The 18722-nt window shown below is 52.4% G+C and carries 14 protein-coding genes; 8 read left to right on the top strand and 6 right to left on the bottom strand.

Going from position 1 to position 18722, the window contains the following annotated elements:
- Positions 1-182: 182 nt before the first annotated feature.
- The gene (locus AC5DDB_RS21320; RefSeq protein WP_491741793.1) at positions 183-3590 is read right to left on the bottom strand and encodes a S41 family peptidase; all 3408 of its coding nucleotides are present in this window, start codon (positions 3588-3590) and stop codon (positions 183-185) included.
- 354 nt (positions 3591-3944) lie between these two features.
- Here AC5DDB_RS21320 and AC5DDB_RS21315 point away from each other — a divergent pair, with 354 nt between their 5' ends.
- Positions 3945-4631: a DNA alkylation repair protein gene (locus tag AC5DDB_RS21315; protein ID WP_491741792.1), complete on the top strand. Its 687-nt coding sequence runs from the start codon at positions 3945-3947 to the stop codon at positions 4629-4631.
- Between the two features lie 238 nt (positions 4632-4869).
- Here the strand turns inward: AC5DDB_RS21315 and AC5DDB_RS21310 are convergent, their stop codons facing one another.
- Positions 4870-5280, bottom strand: coding sequence for a hypothetical protein (locus AC5DDB_RS21310; RefSeq protein ID WP_491741791.1), 411 nt, complete (start codon positions 5278-5280; stop codon positions 4870-4872).
- A 406-nt stretch (positions 5281-5686) separates the two neighbouring features.
- On the opposite strand from AC5DDB_RS21310, the gene AC5DDB_RS21305 reads away from it, so the two are divergent.
- The 3 genes from AC5DDB_RS21305 to AC5DDB_RS21295 all read left to right on the top strand — a co-directional run bounded on the left by AC5DDB_RS21305 (position 5687) and on the right by AC5DDB_RS21295 (position 10331).
- Positions 5687-7282 (top strand): TolC family protein, encoded by a 1596-nt coding sequence (locus tag AC5DDB_RS21305; protein ID WP_491741790.1) that lies wholly within the window; start codon positions 5687-5689, stop codon positions 7280-7282.
- 73 nt (positions 7283-7355) lie between these two features.
- Positions 7356-8849, top strand: a complete 1494-nt coding sequence (locus AC5DDB_RS21300) for a multicopper oxidase domain-containing protein (protein ID WP_491741789.1) — start codon at positions 7356-7358, stop codon at positions 8847-8849.
- Positions 8850-9323: 474 nt separating this feature from the next.
- Positions 9324-10331 (top strand): GNAT family N-acetyltransferase, encoded by a 1008-nt coding sequence (locus AC5DDB_RS21295; RefSeq protein WP_491741788.1) that lies wholly within the window; start codon positions 9324-9326, stop codon positions 10329-10331.
- 329 nt (positions 10332-10660) lie between these two features.
- Here AC5DDB_RS21295 and AC5DDB_RS21290 read toward each other — a convergent pair whose 3' ends face one another.
- Positions 10661-11434 (bottom strand): GNAT family N-acetyltransferase, encoded by a 774-nt coding sequence (locus tag AC5DDB_RS21290; protein ID WP_491741787.1) that lies wholly within the window; start codon positions 11432-11434, stop codon positions 10661-10663.
- A gap of 617 nt (positions 11435-12051) precedes the next feature.
- Between AC5DDB_RS21290 and AC5DDB_RS21285 the strand changes: the two genes are divergently transcribed.
- On the top strand, positions 12052-13635 hold the full coding sequence (locus tag AC5DDB_RS21285) for a TolC family protein (protein WP_491741786.1): 1584 nt from the start codon (positions 12052-12054) through the stop codon (positions 13633-13635).
- A gap of 16 nt (positions 13636-13651) precedes the next feature.
- Here AC5DDB_RS21285 and AC5DDB_RS21280 read toward each other — a convergent pair whose 3' ends face one another.
- The 3 genes from AC5DDB_RS21280 to AC5DDB_RS21270 all read right to left on the bottom strand — a co-directional run bounded on the left by AC5DDB_RS21280 (position 13652) and on the right by AC5DDB_RS21270 (position 15953).
- Positions 13652-15001, bottom strand: coding sequence for a sigma-54-dependent transcriptional regulator (locus tag AC5DDB_RS21280; RefSeq protein WP_491741785.1), 1350 nt, complete (start codon positions 14999-15001; stop codon positions 13652-13654).
- 82 nt (positions 15002-15083) lie between these two features.
- The gene (locus tag AC5DDB_RS21275; protein ID WP_491741784.1) at positions 15084-15449 is read right to left on the bottom strand and encodes a hypothetical protein; all 366 of its coding nucleotides are present in this window, start codon (positions 15447-15449) and stop codon (positions 15084-15086) included.
- Positions 15450-15569: 120 nt separating this feature from the next.
- Positions 15570-15953, bottom strand: coding sequence for a hypothetical protein (locus tag AC5DDB_RS21270; protein ID WP_491741783.1), 384 nt, complete (start codon positions 15951-15953; stop codon positions 15570-15572).
- An 89-nt stretch (positions 15954-16042) separates the two neighbouring features.
- Between AC5DDB_RS21270 and AC5DDB_RS21265 the strand changes: the two genes are divergently transcribed.
- The 3 genes from AC5DDB_RS21265 to AC5DDB_RS21255 are packed head-to-tail and all read left to right on the top strand — an operon-like array spanning position 16043 to position 18632.
- Positions 16043-16633, top strand: coding sequence for an RNA polymerase sigma factor (locus AC5DDB_RS21265; RefSeq protein WP_491741782.1), 591 nt, complete (start codon positions 16043-16045; stop codon positions 16631-16633).
- Between the two features lies 1 nt (position 16634).
- Positions 16635-17498, top strand: a complete 864-nt coding sequence (locus AC5DDB_RS21260; protein WP_491741781.1) for an anti-sigma factor family protein — start codon at positions 16635-16637, stop codon at positions 17496-17498.
- Positions 17499-17531: 33 nt separating this feature from the next.
- Positions 17532-18632 (top strand): potassium channel family protein, encoded by a 1101-nt coding sequence (locus AC5DDB_RS21255; RefSeq protein ID WP_491741780.1) that lies wholly within the window; start codon positions 17532-17534, stop codon positions 18630-18632.
- The last annotated feature ends 90 nt before the right edge of the window (positions 18633-18722 follow it).

The following is an 18722-nucleotide window of genomic DNA, read 5'->3' as shown; positions in this document are numbered from 1 at the left end:
TTTCGGCTAAAAATGGATTGAGGTACGACTAAGATGTTATGCGTTTACTTCAGATTCGAACTGCAGCATCGGCTTAAGATCCTCGCACAGTTCGCGAACTATAGTCTAGATGCGCTTCTACGGTAACTTGAGTAAAGCCCAGCCGCATCCGAACAACACTTTCAATCGACCTAGTCTTGGTTTCAGTTACGTGCTTTTAGAACTGCCGGCTGAACATCTCGTTCTGTCGCTCTTCGAAGAGGAACCTCAGTTTTACTATCTGTCTTCTTCAGGTCGTCTAATAATATAGCTACGGCGGCTTCGAGTTGACGATCTTTGCCCTGGGGGAGCTCTCCGGGAAGTGGCCAAATTTCGAGATCTGGTCTTGCTCCATTGAGTTCCATATCTTCGCCGTTAAGCAGAAACCAGCCGCGGAACGGTTGCCGAAGGGTTCCCATATCCATCACAGAGGCAGCCCCGGTGCTAATCACACCGCCGGCGGTTGTCACTCCAACAACCTTTCCGCGTCCTAGCGTTTTGATGGCGTGCGAGAATATCTCGGCGTTGCTGAAACTATTCTGATTGCACAAGACGATGATGGGCTTGTTCCAAGTTGCATAGATCTTTCGGTCATGAGGATAGCCTCGTCCGCCATCACGCGGGACGGTAATTGCGTGTCTTGGTTGGGTCAGAACTGTAAGTAGATGGTCGGTTGTCGAACCACCGCCGTTCTCACGAACATCGATGACTAGTCCATCTTTTCCATATCCTGCATTGTAGAGTTGTCGTTCAAACTCTCGGAAACTCGCCGTGTTCATGCCTTGGATATGAATATAACCGAGCTTGCCTTGAGAGAGTTCCGTCACTTTTTGCCGTGTCTCTTCCTCAAATTGAGGATACAACAACGAACGGATCTGAGAGTAACTGACGGGGCGAATGGTGACGTCACGCTCTTCTTCCGCGGGATTTCGCACTCGCAGCACTATGTCTCGATCCAACTGGCCATTGAGTAACAGTGTCAGATCCATCGCGGGATCAACAGTTGTTCCATCGACTGAAACGATGATCTCCCCTGCGTGGATTCGCGAACCTTGACGATCGGCCGGGCCTCGCGAAACGACATCTTTCACCTTGAGGCCAGGACCAAGATACTGACGATCGAATCGAACTCCCAGATGAGCCGTCGACTGTTTCCAACCATCGCGTGAGTAGGAAGAACTTGACCGTGAGTAGTAGCCTAAGTGGGAGCCATTTAGTTCGCCTAGCATTAAGGAAACAACGTCGGCGAATGTAGCATCGTCAGGGGCATGGCCGGCGGCGGGTTGATACTTTCGACGAATCTCAGACCAGTTGCGATTCCCGAATCGGTCGTCGTACCAGTTGTCTCGCATCAGACGCCATGCGACATCGAAACCAGCTTGAAATCGTTGACTGATGTCTTGCTCTTGCTTCGCGGAAAATGTGAAGGACGTGGTCGCACCTTTGGCCGAAAGCGTGCCAGGTTTGCCAGAAGACAACCAGCCAACCGTATCTTTAGACTTCAACCGTTGAATGTGCGAACCCGTTGAAGAGGTCAGTTTCTTCGGCGACAGTCGCTCGTTGATTTCGATGGTATAGGTCCCACGTTGGCCATCGATCGTCGCCGTGAATGCCAGTGTCTTGCCATCACCTAGCCAGAACAAACCCCGTTCGTTGACGTTCGGAATCGAAACGCGATGCAGCCGATTCTCAATATCTTCGAAATCGATTGTGACTTTAGGCGGTTCGGGTTTAGACTTATCAGCGTCGTTTGCATTCTCCGGTTCTGATGTGTCGTGTTTCTTTTCTGTATCTTTGGTTTGCTTCTGTGAATCTGTCTGCTGTTCCGTTTTCGGTTTAGGGTCCGTGTTCGTAGGTTTTTGCCGAGCTTTCTTGAGTTTTTCGATTGCTTCTTTTAGTTTCTTATCGCGAGCCGATGTCTCATCATCTTTTGCGTTCAAGAAGAGGTAGTAAATATCCCACTCTTCCCCTGTTCGCCGTCCCACGAAGGCGATCGTTTTACCATCCGGTGACCAAACGGGTGTCACATCATCATCGGGATGACGGGAAACGTTGTACGGTTCTCGGGACAAATCCGTCGGGACGATCCAGATTTCGTCGTTGAAATCATTATCCGCTTGAGAGTAAACAATCCACTTGCCGTCGGGCGAGAAATCGAAACTCGGGATATCAAAGCCGGAGACAAGTTTGTGAACCGGACTGCCGTCGAGTTTCATTAGCCATAAGTCACCAGGTTCCTTAGTGACCGCAAAGTGCTGACCGTCTGGACTGAGACGCAAATTCACTTCTGTCGCAGCGTCGTTTGTGAGTCGTGTTGTTTTGAACTCATGATTCTGCCACCAATACATCGAAGGGTGAGCTGGTTCAGTTCGATAGACATCCACCTGCCCATTTTCTTCCTTAAGGTATAGGAACGCTTGACCATCTTCGACGAATACCGGTGCTCTTTCCTCGACCTCAGATTGTGTGATCGACACGGGTTCTTTGAGCACTGTATCCATCGCCCACAAGTCTCCCCCCGCCGAAAAGACCATCTCAAGACCATCGGGAGTGAAGGTGACGTCGCTAGCAGAACTAAGTGTACGGCGGAGTGAGGTCTCGATTGGATCGTCGCCAGAAGTTACTAGTTTTAATTTGCGTGGCGGCTTGTTCTTGCGGGGATCGATTGTATAGAGATCAAACAAGTGTCGAAACACAAGCGTCTTGCCATCGCGAGACAACGCTGGCATGACAACCGAGTCGTCATCGAATTGAGTGAGTTGCTTCGTTTCTTGAGATTCGAGATTGTATTCCCACAAATTGAAGGAACCGGACTCGTTGGTTACAAAATAGAAACCCGAGCCATTCGGTTTCCACAAGGGAGAGCGATTCTCATAGGGACCAGCAAGTAGTTGCGTGAACGACTGATCTTCCGTGTCATAGAGCCAAACCTGTGAAGCACGTGAGCCAACATAGCCTTTCCGCCACCAGCGTTCACCCTCACGTGTGAACAACAGCTTTTTGCCATCGGGAGACCAGCGACCGTCTTGACCATAAGCATCAAACACGATGCGTTCCGCTTGTCGTTTCTCGGTGTTGATTTCGAAAAAGCGGTCTGCGCGTTTCCAATGGTGATCACGTCGCGTGAGGGTCAGAATCGATTGACCGTCCGGTTCCCAATCCTGCAAGCGGAATCCTTCGGAATGGAACGTGATCTGCCGAGGTACGCGTTCGTCTTGCTCTACAATGAAGACTTGGTCGGCTCCCGTGCGATTACTAACGAAAGCAATTCGGCTTCCATCGGGTGAATAAATCGGCGAATGCTCTCGGGCGGGGTGAATTGTGAGTCGTTTTGCGATACCGCCATCACTTGGAACAGTCCAAATGTCGCCGGCATAGCTAAACGCTAGTTCGGATCCATCTGGCGAGACGGCAGGCTCGCTGGCTAACTGAATCTCTCGCGCCGATGCACCGTTAGCGATTAGACCCAAAACCGCAATGGCAGCGAGTAGCCAAGGCGGTGCAGCAGGGGGAGTATAACGGGTCAGGGAGTGGAGTCGTCGAGCAGTGTTGCGGCAGGTATACCGGTACATAGGATCTTTGCACACAGGATAGAGTACTCAAACACGGAGGTTTCAACCTAACCTGCCGGAAGGTCCGTTGACCACCCTAAATCGGAAAAACGTCGAACCGATGTTCCCTTGCTGTTGACTCGTGGAATTGAACAGGTGGGCATTGGTTCCTGTGATCGGAGTTAATGTTGGCATTCATAGAAGGGACTGATACGATGAGAATTGTATACGTCATTGCACAACCGCGCCGGACTTGCATGAGCAGATTGTCTGTGATTGGACGTCGTTCATTTCTGTCAGACTAGCATTCTGATCCGGTTGTGAAGTGTTCTTTTCGATCAATTGTCCCGGTTTGATAGCTTGGTTGGTCCGACTATGAATAAGTCAACAGTGCATGCATATCTCAAAGAAAACCAGGATCCGCGGGGCATCGAGAACTGGAAGAAAGTCTACGATGGGCCGCTGAAAAGTTATGGGATCGGCCTTACCAAACTTCGAGCCTACGCCAAAACGATTGGACGTGATACTAAACTTGCAAAGTCTCTATGGGCTTCTAACTATTATGAAATGAAGATCCTTTCCATTTTGATCGATGACCCGAAAACGATGACCGTCGAACAAGTGGAAACCCAGGTTGATCAGCTCGAAGGCGGGTATCTGACGCATGTCTTCTCAACCTGTGGCGCACCGTTGGCGAAGACTCCGTTTGTCGTCGAACTTGCGGATTCTTGGATCGATAGTTCTGACACCGTTCGTCGCCAATGTGGGTATGGGCTGCTATACGAGATCTCCAAGAGCAAGAAAAAGACCGCCCCGGACGAAGCTTATTTTATGACGCATGTCCGGAAGATCGACGAGAGTCGTGAGGGTGCATCCATCCCATTGCTGATGGCAATGGCGACCGCCCTCATGGGCATCGGCAATCGGACGAAGAAGCTCAATCAAGAGGCATTGAAAGTGGCCAAAGCGATCGGCCCGATCACACATAGCGAAACGTGTGACCCGTTCGATGTCGTCAAGCACCTGACTAGCGATCACACAAAGAAGAAACTTGGCCTGTAGTTGATCACGACCATACCGAGAAAACCGGATAGCTCGATCCCACACGTGCCAAGTTGAACGAGTTCGGTAGAGCGAATGATCGTGTCACACGCATGTGTTGATCAGCCGCGTTGAGGTTCGGGCTTTCACGATGGGGTTCTTGTCAACTTGGTGCACGAAAGTTTGCCGACATCAATAGCTTGCCGACTCGTTTAGTCGGAACGCACTTCGTTGGTGATAGATTTCGTGAGGGGTGCTATTACGGGACCACTTCCGATTTGTCGTATTCACCTGCTCCACCTGCTAGCGGGGTTTTGTCACGTTGGCCGACTGGTACGCCGCGGTACCAAGACGAACCTGCATACGATGCGGGCGACGTTGGTATGGAAGAACGAAGCTGGTGATAGTGCAGTGGGGCATAACGACAGCCACGACAATTCCAACTGCCTTGCCCCAAATGAAACAAGTTGTGAGGGTCGTGATAGAGCTTTTCCATCGTATCGTCGCCGTAGACGTCTTCTGTCATGTCCTCCCAAACGTCCTCCGGGCAGGGATCGCAGGTGCCGTAATGATTTTTCGCATGCCAGCCGAGCCAATCGCCACCAAAGGCAGACGGTGCCCCTGCGAGTACCATTACAATCAGTCCACTAAGAATCCGCTCGAATTGCATTCCAGTCTCCAGCCAAGTTGAATTCGTGACTCCTGCGTTAGTAAGAACGTCGACCAATCGCTTACGGAAATCTCATTCCAGTGTTCGTCGGAGCGATCGCGCGGGGCGGGTGTGTTCCACCGATCGGAGCAGTTTTAAGGTGACTGCAGAACCCTTAAAACCGTTAAATCTTGCCTAGCTTGGCCAGGCCATGCGTGCTGAATAGCTCTTGCATGTGCGATCCTGTCAATCCGTCAATTCGCCTGTTCTCAACATACACAGCCTCAGCGGTCGTGACGATAAAAAGGATGGCGACCTTCGCCCGAGTAGCACCGGTTGTGGCGGTAATGCGGTGTGGCGAACGGAGCCCGGCTCGCAGACAGGCCGAGCGATACCATGAGGAATTACGGATAGCGGGGGACGAGGAATGCCACGTTGGAAGATACGATTCGTTTCGGCAGGATTGCTTGCCGTTCTGGGAAGTGGCTGTGCCTTGCCTCCTGCTACCCCACCGTCTGCCAACTCGTCCGTGTCGCGTGATGGTCAAAAGCCCTCTCGGACAGCGAACGTCGACCTGGCCTCGGCGGAAGTTGCTCAGAACACTCCGTTACAACCGGGACCGGGAGATAATCCAGTTATCCAGCGGAAGGGAGCCGGTGTGCCGGTCCCATCTCCTGTTCCGTCACCGAAGTTGCAACCCGCGGTAGGGGAGCGATTCGTCGAACCGCCACCGATTCCACCGACCCCAGACGCGGAATTGGCAATCGAAACCGGACAAACGGGTCCCACTGGTACTTCATTGACTTTGGAAGCCCTCGAAAGTTTGGCCTGTGCCAACAATCCGACGTTGATCCAAGCCAAAGCCCAGGTCGATGCCACTTTTGGTAAGGCGATCCAGGCCGGATTGTGGCCCAATCCGCAGGTGTTCTACGTTGGCGAACAAATCGGCATCGACACGATGACCGACACGGATTCGCCCGGCGAATTTCAGGGGGCGGTTATTCAGCAGGAATTCGTGACAGCCGACAAACTCGACTTGAGTCGCACGAAGTACCTCGAACGTGTGCACGTTGCCGAATGGCTGGCGATGGCTCAGGAATATCGAGTCCTCAACGATGTGCGGTTGCACTTCTTCCGTACGTTGGGGCGGCAGGAAATTGTCAAAATCCAGCAGGAATTACTCAAGAATGCCGAGGATCAACTCGTCACGGTGCGGGAAGGCTACAACCTCGGTTACCATCCCCGCTCGGAAGTGCATCGGGTGAATGCTCTGCTTCAAGAACAACGCCTGATGTTCTTGATGGCAGAGAACGACTATCGCGAAACCTTTGGCACGTTGACGGTGCTCACCGGAGTCGACCAACCGCCGACACTCCTGGAAGGAGATTTGGTGGGACAACTGGAGCCGATTGAGTTCGACGTTGCGTTAGAACGGTTGTTGACGGAAAGTCCGGAGATCAAAGCGGCTCAATCGAAGTTGCGGGCCGATCTTGTGACGCTTCGTCGGGAAGAAGTTCAACCGATTCCCAACATCGTGGCTTCCGCTGGGACCGGCTACAACTTCGAGGCCGTCGAAACAACCGCCAATGCCCAAATTCAATTAGAAGTTCCCCTCTGGGACTGGAACCAAGGCACGGTCAAACAAGCCGAAGCAGACTTGGTACGACAACGGGCCGAAGTCCAGCGAACCGAACTGCGACTACGGCAAGAACTGTACTCGGTCTATCGCAACTATCTGACTGCATTGCAGCATGTTCGCAATTATCAAGAGGTTGTGATTCCGGAAAACCGGAAGGCTTACGAAACGCTGCTCGATATGTACGAGGCCGACCGGGTGCGATGGTTAGACGTTCTCGCCGCCGAACGGACCTACTTCCTATCACGCTTGACTTACGTGCAGAATCTCATTGCTTGGCGAGAATCGGAAGTTCTCATTGCCGGTTACTTGTTGCACGGCGGCTTGTCGACACCGATGGAAGTCACACCGCCCGGGCATCTCGATGCTGTTGCGAAGCCGCGCTAGAATTCGCAGGATTCAACGGAATACATCAGGAACCACCGGAGCGTGCTCTGGGGGACTTCGGAAAGGAATACGAATGACCGACCCTCAATCATCGTCGAACACCCGGCGAGAGTTCATCAAAAGTGGTACGGCGGCCGCGGCAGGACTCATCGCTGGTGCATCCGCGGGACAAGCGCAGAACGGACCGGCGTTGCCGGAAAACCAAGAGTCCACCCCGCCTGCCACTGCTGCGAAAAGCGACACCGACGGCAAATTTCTTTCGGACACTCCAAAGGAATTTCAAGAGTTCTCTCGTTACAAGCCAAGTTACGGCGGCCCTCCCGGTAGCGACACCTATCTGGGGAAACTCGTCCCCGGGCTACGAGAAAGCGGGCTTGATTCCGTGCCGGTGGAAGCTCCGGATCTGCCCAAGTTGCCGTTCAAAATGGTGAATGGCTGGAAGGAGTTCCACCTCGTTGCAGAACCGGTGGTGCGAGAGTTCCTACCGGGCAAGTTCATGAACGTCTACGGGTACAATGGCAGTATGCCGGGGCCGACGATCGAAGTCACTCAGGGTGACAAAGTTCGCGTGGTGGTACACAACAACTTGCCAGAGATGACTAGCGTGCACTGGCACGGTTTTGAATGTCCGGTTGCGATGGACGGCGTACCGGGACTGACTCAAGACCCCATCATGCCCGGTAAGAAGTTCGTCTATGAATTCCAAATGCACCAAGCCGGCACGTTCTTCTACCATTCGCATATGCCAATGCAAGAGGCGAATGGCATGGTCGGCTGGTTCATTATTCATCCGGCGAAAGCCTACGACCCGCCAGTGGACCGCGACTTCGCCCTCATCTTTCAGAACTTTCGAATCGATGCTGCCAATACCATTGCCGACTCCTGGGGCATGGATTGGAATTGGCATACGATTAACGGACGAAGCGGTCCGTACACGACGCCTTTGGTTTGCAAGCACGGCGAACGGGTGCGAATTCGGCTGCTGAATTTTGCGCCGGTCCAGCATCACCCGATCCACTTACACGGGCACACCTTCTGGATTACCGGCCATGAAGGTGCTCGCATCCCTCCGGAAGCTTGGATCCCGCGCAACAACACTCTTGTCGGCGTGGCCCAAGCGAGTGATTTCGAGTTCATCGCCTTTAATCCCGGTGATTGGATTTTCCACTGTCACATGGTCCATCACATGATGAATCATATGGTTCGGCAAAGCGGTCCGCGAATTCGCGACGAAATCGAAGTCTCTCGGTATAAGGAAAGTCTCACAAGTCGGCCAGATGTCCATTACCCCAAAACCAACAAGTATGCGGCGGTTCCGGGTTGGCCGCAGATGATGCAATCGAAAGGTTTCTCGCCGGAAGAGTTGGAAAAGATCTTCAACCGCCGGGAAGTCAAAGGCATGCGGAAGAATTGGCATGAAGGCGTTAAAGGCCTCATGACCGTGGTTCGCGTTCTGCCCGATGATCTGTACCATCGCGTCATGGAAACGAATGAGGAAGTCCCGTGGGGGACCAGCGTTCCCGGCAATCCTCATATGTCGATGCCCGGAATGAAAAAGAAACCGTAAAGCGAATTCACTCCGCTCACCGTCCGGACACCTCTTCGTCAAGTTTCTTTGGCGGAGAGGTGTTTTTTTTGCGGACACAGTATGTGTCAAATCCGCCCCTATTTCCTTATCGAAATTGACCTCAAACGTCCCACTTACAGGTTCAGAACCGCGACCGATGAGGGACATCTGCAACACAACATATCATTCAGACCTTTCAAGAACCGAGCGAGCCATTTCCGAACTTCTGTTGCCGATTCTCCTCGCAATGCAAATTGAGAATTGTAAAGTTCATTGAACAGGTATGGCTTCGTTACGGCAGAGCCAGTCGATTCGAATTCTGCGGTGAGTTTGGAATCGATCAGCTTCGTCCTGTCAAGCTTTCCAGATTCTTCTATTGTTCGGGCAGAAGCGCCACGAGTCGAAGTCGGTGCCTTGCGAACAATCCTGACCAATCCGCAATCGACACATGCAAGCCATACAACGGGGGATTCGATGGACACGTTAGTAATTTCAGCGGCCGAGCTAACACCTGCAATGTTGGCTAGTTGGCATCAGTTCCGAACAGAGAATTCGACGCTTCGCAATCCCTTCTTTTGTCCTGAGTTCACCCAGGCCGCCGCACGAGTGCGAAGCGACATCTACGTAGGCATCCTCTTCAACGAGGAGAAGTCGCCAATTGCAATTCTCCCGTTTAAGAAAGTCGGGGCATCGCGGGCAACGGCCATCGACCTTTCGGACTACCATGGAATGATCTCTATGGCCGACCTGCAAGTCGATCTTCCGAAGCTCATCCGTGCGTGGGGATTGAAATCCTTTGAGTTCCGATATGTACCGACAGAACAATTCACATTTCAGTCCTCATGCGTTGAGCAGAGCGACTCACCGGCCATTGATCTAAGAACCGTCGGGGCACTCAAGAAAGAAGACCGAAAGCTACGGAAGCTATCACGTGAAGTAGGTCCGGTACGATTTGAGTCGCATGTGGACGATCCGGCGGTTCTCCACCAACTCATTGAGTGGAAGCGGTTTCATTGTCAACGAACAGGCTTCGCCGATCTTCTGAAAGACCCATGGTCAAGAGATTTTCTCGCCGACTTGCAACAGGTCGAAACTTCACAATTCGCCGGTCGCCTGTCAGCTCTTTACGCCGGTGACCAACTCGTGGCGGCGCATTTAGGGTTGCGATCGACAACAGTCTGGCACTGGTGGTTTCCTTCTTACAATTTTGAACTAAGTAAGTACTCACCAGGCCTTTTGATGCTGTTGCACCTGATTGAGCATGCTCGAGATGAAGGTTTCGCGGAGTTCGATTTTGGAGTCGGCGAGGAAGGATTCAAACAACGTTTCGCGACTGGAGGCATCCCCTGTGGTCGCGGGCGAGTCACGGCCAATGCATGGCAGCAAAAGGTTTACCAAGCCCAATGGCGAGCGAGCCGTCGTCTCATCCAATCCCGCATTGGAGGCACAGTTCGGTCTCTGAAGCATTATCTTCGAAGCTAGGATTCCGGGTTCTTGAGTTTTGAATCGAGTCTTTATGAGATGAAGCAAGACTCATCAATTTTTAAACCCGCAAAACAACGATCGACAGGTTAGTTAGCAAAGAGCTGTTTCATTGAGACTTCCCTCGCAATCAGATTATCTTTGATGCATCGTTGAGTAAGCTAGTCCGACTAGAACTATATTAGTACGCTTGATTTCACACACTCATCGAACCTGCACAGCGTTACTGCAACGTCGACTAACTTCGGCGTTCCTCGCGACCGATCGGTTGAAGTGTCGTGTCGCTTGAATCAAAGCGTTGTTCTAGTCCCATTGGATGCTTCGGTATTTTAGGCTTCAGGTTGTATTTCGTCGTTTCGTTCAGCCTTTTCTGAAGCGTGATTGTCAGGCACATTTGGTTGGGGGGCTTCGAAATCGCTACGTGTGATACCGTAGATTTCAACTGGCTTTCCAAGGCAGAGAGATTGCTTTTCCCATCGCATACCATTTTTCTGAGCAACACGTTGCGAGGCTGTGTTGTCGGAAGCGATGGCTGAAATTACATGGTCTACTCCGTGATCAAACAATAGTTTGCGAACAGCACTTGCAGCTTCAGTTGCATACCCACGACCCTGATACTGTTCACCGATCCGATAGCCGATTTCAAGTTCGTCGACGCCATCGATCGTGAGTTCTGTCAAGCCACAATGACCGATGCACTCACTGCTTGTTCCAAGGCGAACGGTCCAGGTTTGAAAAGCGGTCAACAGTTCACGAGTTAGAATGGACTCGGTTGTCCAGTAGCGAGGCTTCGCGGTATTGGTAGGGGAATCGGGAGGAAATAGGTCAATGAGTTGGTCAAGATCAGAGACTTCCAAGGGAGTCAGTTGTAATCGTGACGTTTGCAGGATGGGGGGCGTGTTCTTGAGAAACTCCAACCGTGGATCATCGAGAAGCCGCGGTGCAGGTAGATTTCGCCGACCAAACGGCGGACCAAGTAATCCGGATCGAAATGCCCCGATTCCATCCTGGCGAACTCGCCAATAGGCGATGCGGACACGATCGGCCAAAGTACGGCGTTTCCAGAACCATCGCTTGATTGCCGATTGCTGTTGCCAAGTCATCTTCAAATCTGCCTCGACTTTTCCCTACGATGCGATCGACAATCGAGTTCGTGGTGTGGCTAAGTTCCGGGTCCTGAACAAAGAACCAACCTCTGCATTCAAACGTCTTAATCCTGCTGTTTGCTGGGCTGCATTTGAGTTCCACCCGTCACGTCTGGCTCGAACCACTGGCTCCGCCGGCAGATTCGATGATTGCGAATGCAAATTTCTTCGCGATATTCTTGTTTTTCTTCGATTCACTGCACTGAAGAAATCTTCGAACCGGCAGGACAGGAGAATCCAATCGCGGACTGTTGAAAACCGCACAGCAGCGTAACTTTCTGACGGATTTTTGAGTATCTGGAAGTTTGTGCGGGTGCTGTTTCAACGCTGCCAGTTTTTGTTCTCGTGTCTTCTCGCCGTTGGTTGTTATTGAAATTGGGTCAGAACCGCACACGAGGCATACGATTAAGCCCTAATCTGGCAAGGGGTAACGGCTTTGCGCATCAATTTGTACGCAAGTCGATTGGCTGCCCGGGAACCGTTCAAGCCCTACAATCGCTTTATCCGATGGATTTGACAAAGAGCGTTTTTTCGGAAGACCGAGATGGGTTAAGGCGTGGATCGAGGAGTGTAGTATGCCGCGAAATTTGATCCAACGCTACGGGGGAGGAGGGCTTTTGTTGGCTGTGACCGCAGGGTGCGTTTCTCAGCCAGCCCTGCAGACCGAGTACGCTCAGATAGCCCAGAATGCGGCAATCGCAGCCTGCGATCCTGATGTCGAAGAAACGGCCGCCCTGGCGATTGAGGAAACATTCACCGGTGAACATCCCATTGAGTTCTACGTGATTTCCGCACTGGAACGGAACCCCGAACTGCTGGCGGCGAATCACCGCGTGACGGCTCAAGCCGAACGAATTCCGCAGGTCACCGCGCTCGACGATCCCATGGTCAGTGAGCAGTTTTATCCGCTTGACGATCATTCGCTGCAAACCGCAGGCGGACGATTGCCCAGTACACTGACGCTTTCGCAGAAGTTCCCTTGGCTCAGCAAGTTGCGGGTGCGTGGGGAAGTCGAAGAGCAGGAAACTCAGATCGCACTAACGCAAGTCGCCCAGACTCAGCTTCGTGTAGCGGAACAAGTCAAATTGACTTATTACGATTTGTACGCCAATCAGCAGGTGATCGAGATCACCGAATCCAGCCGGGAACTCTTGGAAGACTTGCTACAGTTCGCTGAAGCTCGCTATCGCACTGGCGGCAGTCAACAGGATATCCTTCGCGCGCAATTGGAGCTCGATCGGGTCGCAGACCAATTGATCCAGTTGCGTCGGATGCTGCGTGTCTCGCAGGCTGATATGGCGGAACTTCTGCATACTTCGCCCGAAGTCAAACCGCGGGCGGAGGATGAGGTGGTGCTCACCGATGTGCCGGCAACAATCGATGCGTTGTATGAAGCTGCCGTTCGGTGTCGACCAGAACTCCAAGAACGTTTGCATGCGATCATCCGCGATCAACGAAAACGCGAATTGGCTCGGCTTCAATATTACCCCGATTTCAACGTGGGTCTCGGTTGGCAAGCGGTCACGACCGACGATGCGGTGGCCAGCAATGCCAATGGCAACGACAACTTTCTCGTAACGGTCGGGTTCAATCTTCCGATTTGGCGAGACAAGTTGCGAGCCGGCGTGCGAGAGGCGGAGGCTCGGGTGTTGACCGATGCTCGACAATACGATGCCGAACGCGACGAAACTTTCCGTCAGATTCGGCGGCTGATTGCTCAAGCTGATGCCTATCAACAGCAAATCGAGCTGTACACCAAAAACATCATTCCAAGAGCCGAACAGACATTGCAAGTTTCGGTCGCCGATTATCGGGTGGGGAAAGTCGACTTTCTGCAGATCGTCGACAACTGGAACGAGTTGCTGCGGTTCGAAATTCAACTCGTGCGTTTGCGGGCCCAACTTGGACAGACACTCGCTTCGTTGGAACGCGTGATCGGTTGCCAATTGGCCACGCTGCCCGACACGTTTTGTCCAGAAACCACGTCTGTTCCTACCGCTCCACCACCGGCATTGGAAGGCGAGGAAAAATCCGAGCAGCCGAAGTCGCGGACGAAACCTCAAGACGAAAAGTCTGATGACAAGAGCGAGCAAGAACTCATCTTCTCGCTTCCCACTGATGCCGAACTGTTCCCAGCGGACTATCAAGACTCTGAGTGAATTCGGAATCTGCTGGTTAATCGGTGACGTTGAGTTTGTATTTCTCGATCAGCCGATAAAGACTACGACGGCTAATACCCAACGCTTTCGCTGCGCGGACTTTGCTTCCTCCTTCACGAGCTAACACTGCCGCGACGTGTAGGCGTTCAAGTTCGGCGAGGTTATCAGGCATGGAAAACGCTTCCAGTCGGTTTGAAAATCGGGAATGTCCCGCGTGGCCGAACGGGGCCGGAAGACTATCGAGAGCAATTTCCGGCCCATCGCAAAGTGTCGTGACTTGTTCGATCAGATTGGCTAACTCACGGACATTGCCCGGCCAATTATATTGCGACAGTGCTTCCTGAGCTTCCTCCGTTATACGCCACGTATGTCTTCCCGAACGGGCAAGGAATTCATCGGTCAACAACGGAATATCTGCTCGCCGTTCTCGTAACGGCGGGATCACGATGCTTAACACGTTGATCCGATAGTAAAGGTCGTTGCGGAACCGTCCTGCATGCACTTCTTGCTGTAGGTTCTTGTTCGTGGCCGCGACAATCCGAACATTGACTTGTGTTTCCCGATTCGAACCGACCCGTCGCATCGTGCCATCTTCCAGCACCCGTAGCAACTTGGACTGCAAGGGCAGCGGGAGTTCCCCAAGTTCGTCAAGGAACAACGTGCCGCCGTCTGCGACTTCCAATAACCCCAGTTTGGCTTCGGTGGCTTCGGTAAACGCACCACATTCGTGGCCGAAAAGTTCGCTCTCAAGCAACGTTTCTTGTAGAGCAGCACAGTTGATTGTCACGAGGGGGCTGTTGGATCGAGGACTGAGCCGGTGTAGTGCCCGCGTCACGAGTTCTTTGCCAGTGCCGCTCTCACCGACCACCAGAACAGAACTCTCCGTCGGACCGACTTTGTCAATCAATTCCCGTAATTGCTGAATACCTGGTGATTGGCCGATGATTTCCGGACCTTGAACATTTCGCTTCAAGGCGGCTCGCAAACGAATGTTGTCCCGGTGTAGTCGGCCATGTTCCGCAGCCTTCGCGAGCGTGGTTACAAACGCTTCGTAAGAGCACGGCTTTAATAGGTAGTCGAACGCTCCCTGTTGAACAGCAATCACGGCAGTGTCGATGTGGCTGGCCTCGGTGAAAACGAGGACTTCCGACTCGGGTGACTTATCCTTGATTTGAGACAGCCATTCCACACCACCCATCTCAAGTACTGCAATATCAATGACGACCACATCGATGCAGTCCTCCTTGACAGTCTTTAAGGCTGCATCGAATGTCGTCGCTTCCAGAGCGTGGTGGCCATCGTGTGTGAGACGATCAAGTATTTGCTGGCGGAAGTTCGTGTTTTTGTCGAGCAACAATACACGCATGGCGAGAATCGGTCCAAGCCTTGAGGTTCCAGAAGAAACCGCCGATACACCAACGGCTGTTCGGCGGTTGTTCGTCCAAGTCCTATGACTTCTCTACCTTGGCGAGATACTTGTCAGGGTTTTCCTGGACTGATTGCACGCAACCCTTGCAGCAAACCCAGACGGTCTTGTCTTTGACTTCGACTTTGATCGGGGTGCCCATCGAACCAAGTGGTTCGTCTGTGACCGGACAAATCTTCTGAGCCTTTGCCGACTCTTGGTCTTCCGGTGACAGTTGGGCCAAGTTCGCCGCGATCGCCTCCGACCGATCGTCATCATGATCATGATCGTCGGCAGCGGATTGAGAGTTTGCAGGTTCAGAATTCTGAGGCGATGATCCACACCCAGTCACGGCAAAAAGCAACGCGGAAAGGATGACAGCAGCGGGCAGAATCGACAAATGCAGCATGAGGATGTTCCTAAAACCAGAGTGGACGGAATCCGCGCAAATACTCACCCAACGGATTCGCAAAATTGGAAAGAACGCTCGCGACAATTCCTGCGAGCCAAAGCAATCTGCAGAACGCCGTTACAGCAAGAATCGCTGGAGCAGTAAACGGATCGGCGGCCGGTCGACCGTTCTGTCGGAATGCCAATCGATCGCAACAGTCGGTGGCAGACGCTCACTGTCGCTCGCGGTGGCAGCCATGTGCGCACTGCCCAGGACCGAGAAACCTTCCCCTTCGTTGGCATCGGAGAAGAGTTGGCTACTGTCCCACTGGTGACATTGACACGGCCGTGGGATCGACGAGTCACTGGATTTCTTAGAATCGCCGCAGAAAGGACATACGTGGCCAGCGGCTGAGGATCGTGAACTCACCGTTGCGAATCCGGATTGCGAGCATCCACCGCAACAGAGTTGCGGCGTATTCACGATCAGCAAAACGAGTATCAACAACCAACGAAACATCATTCCTCCTATCCATTGGATGCACGGTCGAGCCGAGTCCTTCGCGAAATTCCAAAAATTCTGTTAATCTTTTCCGCAGAACCATGAACGACGTGAAGAATTCGCCCTCTCGCGGCATCCAATCTTCAGAGAAACCACACTCGACCAACCGGCAGGAACCGGCGGCCGAGTTACTGAAAGCGTGTCAAGAAGGTGACGCGACTGCTCGGCAATACCTCTACGAACTTTACCGGCAGCCGGTCTTCCGTTTGACAAATCGGATGGTCGGTGCTCAGGACGGAGGGGACTTGACTCAACAAGTCTTTTTAATGGTCTTTCAAAAATTAGACCAATTCGCTGGGCGTTCGCAATTTCGCACTTGGTTATATCGTTTGGCGATCAACGAATGCTTGCAACATCTTCGTCGTCAGAAACGAGTGGTTCATGGACGACTTATGCATGATCCGGAGGATTCATCCGCAAACGAGATGGCTCGTCGAGAGCAGCATGAACTATTGGAACAAGCGTTGGGTCGGCTAGAGCCAGAGTTGCGCACGATCTTCCTCCTCAAGGAAGTTGAAAAACTAAGCTATGCCGAACTAGCAGAGACGCTCGAAATTCCGGAAGGCACGGTGGCCTCACGCCTCAACCGAGCACGGACGCAGTTAAAAACCAATCTCATCGAACTCGGATGGGAGCCCTAACATGAACTGTGAAAAGGCTCGGGAGTTGCTCTCTGCTTATCACGATGGCGAATTGCCGACAGAGACTGCTGAGCAGGTCGGACAGCATGTGCAGCAATGCTCTGTGTGTGGAGAAAAGTATCGGGGATTTCAATCGCTCTCAGAATTAGCGAAGTCATTGTCCGACCCCGAGAATCCACCGGCGTGGTCTACCATCGAAGATCAACTTGTCCATCAGGACTCCCGGACGACTCTAAAACGACTGGCTCCTCTCAAAAACGCTAAGAATTGGCGACGGATGCTAGTCGCGGCTGCTGGACTGTTGATCTTGGTGATCACCTTTGTCTGGTCTACTCAAGACGAGGAAGCCCATGATCACGGACCGCATCTAGCGGTGAATTTCGACAGTTATCTAACACTGTTCTCTCAACAGCCTCAGGAAGCGCAGCACGTTCTGGTTCATCACTATCAAGGGGAACCAGTTTCAATCTCCCAAGCAACTCGGCGTTTACCATACCGTCCACTTGCCGCTATCGGCCCACCACCAGGTTACGAATTCGATACCGCCTACTTGTTGAATATGCCTTGCTGCAAATGTCTTCAAGCGATTTATATCAATGCAGATCAACACCGCTTAGCACTTTTTGAACATGAAGCAGATCAGCCGATTTGGTTTGGGGATCGACCAGCTTTGTTAGCCGAATGTGGTGGAACGACCTGCCGGATCGTGCAATTTCAATCACATCTGGCCGTGACCTGCCCGCTAGGAGTTCGCTATGCCACAATTGTAGGAGCACGAAGCTTGGAGGAAGTCGTTCAGATCGTGGAACATTATCGGCCCAAGGGCACGTCCGTAGCTCGACGGCTTACTTCCAGGCATCACTAGTTTCTTCTCACGCCTTTTGAGCACTTCGACGACATGACAACCACCGATTGGCTGATACGTGCGTTAGGTATCCTCTGTGTCGTTGCTGCAGTGCTCGATATCTACATGACAGTGCTGTTCGCAAGAGGCGGCGTCGGTCTCATCAGCCCAGGACTACATTCCTGGTGCTGGCGTATACTGCGGTGGTTTGCAAACGGTTCGAATTCTCTTCGCCGATCGGTCCTTCCCCATGCCGGACCGCTGCTGCTTGTCTTAGATATGCTTGCTTGGAGCAGTTTGTTACTCGTGGGGTTCGCTTTGATCGTATGGCCGGAACTCGGGACAGGAATTCAATCAAGCAGCAATGAGCCAACACCTCAAGGTTTTAGTGCAGCTTTATACTTCGCGGGTTACAGTCTGACGACATTGGGCACAGGAGATTTAGTTCCAAAGACGAGTGCCATGCGGTTACTCATTGTCGGTCAGGCGGGACTAGGCTTTAGTGTGTTGACATTGTCACTGACGTACTTCATGTCGGTCTATAGTGCTTTGGCGCGTCGCAATCGATTCGCATTAACGTTGCATCATCAAGCGAGTGGTGGTGACACGGTCATGCTGATGTCCCGAATGATGCAAGGTTCTAACGATGTGACCCAGCGAAGTTTTGCAGATATCAACGCCAACCTAAATGATCTCTATGAATCCCATCACCTTTATCCGATTGTGCATTACTTTTACTTACCATCTCCGGCCTACGCGATGGCTCGTGTCCTGTTTTTGAGTCTCGATGCGGTCACAATAGTGCGGACGGCTTTGGATGCGGACAAATCAAGGGCGTTAGTCAATTCGGCAGCGGTGGAAGGGACTTGGCAAAGCGGGCTACATATGCTGGGAAATCTGTCGCAGACTTTTCTTCCCTCGGCATGGCGAAACGACACGGCAACCGATGATGAAGAACATCACGAGTGGAAACAACATTTCGATGCCGCAATTCAAGCTTTGCAACAAGCGGGCGTTGAAACAACGACAGACTACGAAGACAGCTGGAAAAGGTACCGAGAGTTACGCACTGAGTGGAACGGTCTAACTCAATCCTTCTGTCATTACATGGCCCATGATTGGGAAAACGTCGTCGAACCGCAAAGCCAAGCATAGTTCATCGAGTACGTTCCTAGCACTTCGGCTAATGCCCGACATTGTATGACAGGTGGCGGCGAATTCTTCCGTGTGTCTGCCGATCAATCG

This window comes from Thalassoroseus sp., from assembly GCF_984380535.1.
This window is presented reverse-complemented; position numbering and strand designations above follow the sequence as displayed.